The 2340-nt window shown below is 70.1% G+C and carries 3 protein-coding genes; 1 reads left to right on the top strand and 2 read right to left on the bottom strand.

From position 1 onward, the window contains the following. Together ACFWP7_RS42535 and ACFWP7_RS42530 are read right to left on the bottom strand one after the other, a co-directional pair. A partial coding sequence (locus ACFWP7_RS42535) for a maltotransferase domain-containing protein (protein WP_384394010.1) occupies window positions 1–605 on the bottom strand: 605 nt, incomplete at its 3' end. Between the two features lie 279 nt (window positions 606–884). After that, window positions 885–1151, bottom strand: a complete 267-nt coding sequence (locus ACFWP7_RS42530; RefSeq protein WP_384394008.1) for a DUF5133 domain-containing protein — start codon at window positions 1149–1151, stop codon at window positions 885–887. A 304-nt stretch (window positions 1152–1455) separates the two neighbouring features. Here ACFWP7_RS42530 and ACFWP7_RS42525 point away from each other — a divergent pair, with 304 nt between their 5' ends. Next, the gene (locus tag ACFWP7_RS42525; RefSeq protein ID WP_384394005.1) at window positions 1456–1998 is read left to right on the top strand and encodes a pep a2; all 543 of its coding nucleotides are present in this window, start codon (window positions 1456–1458) and stop codon (window positions 1996–1998) included. The last annotated feature ends 342 nt before the right edge of the window (window positions 1999–2340 follow it).

The following is a 2340-nucleotide window of genomic DNA, read 5'->3' as shown; positions in this document are numbered from 1 at the left end:
GGCGTGCCCTCGGAGCGCGGGAAGAACTCGTACCAGGAGCCGTACAGGGCCCGCTTCCGCTCGACGAGCAGGGGCAACGGCAGGGAACGGGAGACCCGTTCACGCAGCGGGTGCTCCGCGAGGACGGCGTCCGCCGCCGGGGTGAGGGCGGCCGCGAGACGGTCGGTCGGCGGACGGGACTCGTCGCGCAGGGCGTTCGCGGCGGCGAGCACCACGCCCCGGCCGGCCGCTTCCGGGATGCCGACGGCGGCCCGCTCGTACAGCTCGGCGCCCTCCTCCAGCATCAGCCCGGAGTCGATACCGGCCGGAACCTTGATCCCGGCGGCGCGGCGCCAGGCGGCCAAGGGATCGCGCCAGGCCTCCACCAGGTAGGTCCAGTGGCCCATTTCTCCCGGCGTGACGTCGGCGCCCCAGCGGTCGGTGCCGGGGGCCAGCTCGCGCATCGGGGTCCACGGCCCCGGGCGGCCGCTCGGGTCGCACAGGACGACATTGGCGGCGACCGCGTCATGGCCCTCGCCGAAGAGGGTCGCCGTGACCTGGAAGGTCTCGCCGCACACCGCCTTGGCCGGCCGCCTGCCGCACTCGACGACCGGGTGGACGTCCATGACCGGGATGCCGACAGCGTGGGCATCCGCAACAGGCACCGCTACGGCTGGGACGGAGGCCGAGCGGGCGTCTCCGACCGGTACGGAGGCCGAGCGCGTACCCCTGATCGGCACATTGAACGAGCGGCCTTCCCTGGTCGGGATGTCGAGCGCGCCGACATCCACGGTCGGGATACGGCCGCTGTCCGGATTAACGTCCATGGGTATTCGCCTCCGCCGTCCTCTCGCCCAGCCTGCGGTTTCAGATCCGCGTCGGAACGCCCCGACGCCTCGGAGCGCTCAGGGGCACTGGCCCACCGTCCGGCTCGGCCCCCGGCCCTGGGCACCTCGCGCCCTCGCCAGCGACGAAGCGGCACGCAGATAGTGCTCGGCGGCGTCCGCGGCCTCGCGCGCGCAGCGCTTGCCCATCAGCACGCACAGCGTGTATCCCGTGTTCTCGAAGTTGCCCCGCACCGTGTGGTCGGCGGGGGCCGCGAGCAGCAGACGTTCCCAGGCCCGGTACCGCTCAAGATGCCTGGCGACCTCGGCTTTGGCAGGCAGCAGCATCACGCTGGTCACCTTCCCTCTCTCTCAAACGCGTCACGGCTCGCCCGGATGGCGAGTGAGGGCCGTGCACGCAGGGGCACCGATCCGTTACGGAGATCGACACCCTCACCCATGGTGCCTGCGCAGACACCGAGCGTCTTGTTGGCTCTTCAACAACACGAGGCCGGCCTCGTGTTGCACGAATGGAGCAGTACTCCCACTCTGGTACTGACTCAGAAGCGACCAACGCTCACGCTACGTGTTCGGGGCTCGGCCCGCAGGGGCGAGGAGGAGCGGGAGCTTCGCCGGTGAGGAGCCAACGACAATGAAAGCTGCAGTGCCCTGCTACTACCACCTCGACGTGGAGGTCAGCCCGGAACGGGTAGGACAGGTCAGACGCATTCTGGCCGCTCACCTCCGGTACTGGAACCTGGAGAATCTCGTCGAGTCCGTCTGTCACTGTGCCGAAGCGCTGCTCCATACGATCGAGGAGCACGCGGCGGACAAGAACACGACCATCGAGATGTGGTGGAACGGTCAGCACCTCATCACCGCCGTGTCGGACAACGACCAGGACATCCGTCCGCACAACACACCACAAGGCTGCCTCGCGCAGATCGCCGCTCTGAGCGACGGCTGGGGCTGCTGCGCCACCGGAGCCGGCGGCAAGATCATCTGGTTCTCGTGGCGGGCCCGGGCCGCCGAACGCGCCCCGCTCCTGCCGCCGGCACCCGCGCCCAGCCTGCGGGAGGCGCGCGGGATGCCTCGCGCCCTGTCCGTGCCGGTGCTCGCCGGATCCCGCGACCACCCCGGAGTCGTGCTCATCGACTCCCATGACGACACCGAGCCAGCGGTCGCCGTCCAGTGATCCCGCGACGGTACGGAGGTTGTGGTCGCCGTCCAGTGATCCCGCGACGGTACGGAGGTTGTGGTCGTAAACCACATCCCCCTGACGGCGCGGTCGCCGCGGTCGCCGACCGCAGGTTCTGTAACCGCGCGGCGCCGTGGCAGCCGACCGCAGGTCCCGTGACGGCAACGAGGCCGTGGTCGCCAACCACAGGTCCCGCCACGGCGCGGATGCCGTGATCGTCGTACCGTGATCACGTGCGTATCCGAACCGGCCGCCCCTATCCACTGGGCGCGGTATTCGACGGCGAAGGAACCAACTTCGCCCTGTTCACCGAAGTCGCCGAGCGCGTCGATCTCGTCC

The organism is Streptomyces sp. NPDC058470, assembly GCF_042721055.1.
Lineage (GTDB): Bacteria > Actinomycetota > Actinomycetes > Streptomycetales > Streptomycetaceae > Streptomyces.
The sequence above is the reverse complement of the archived record's forward strand: the minus strand, read 5'-3'. Positions and strand labels throughout refer to the sequence as shown.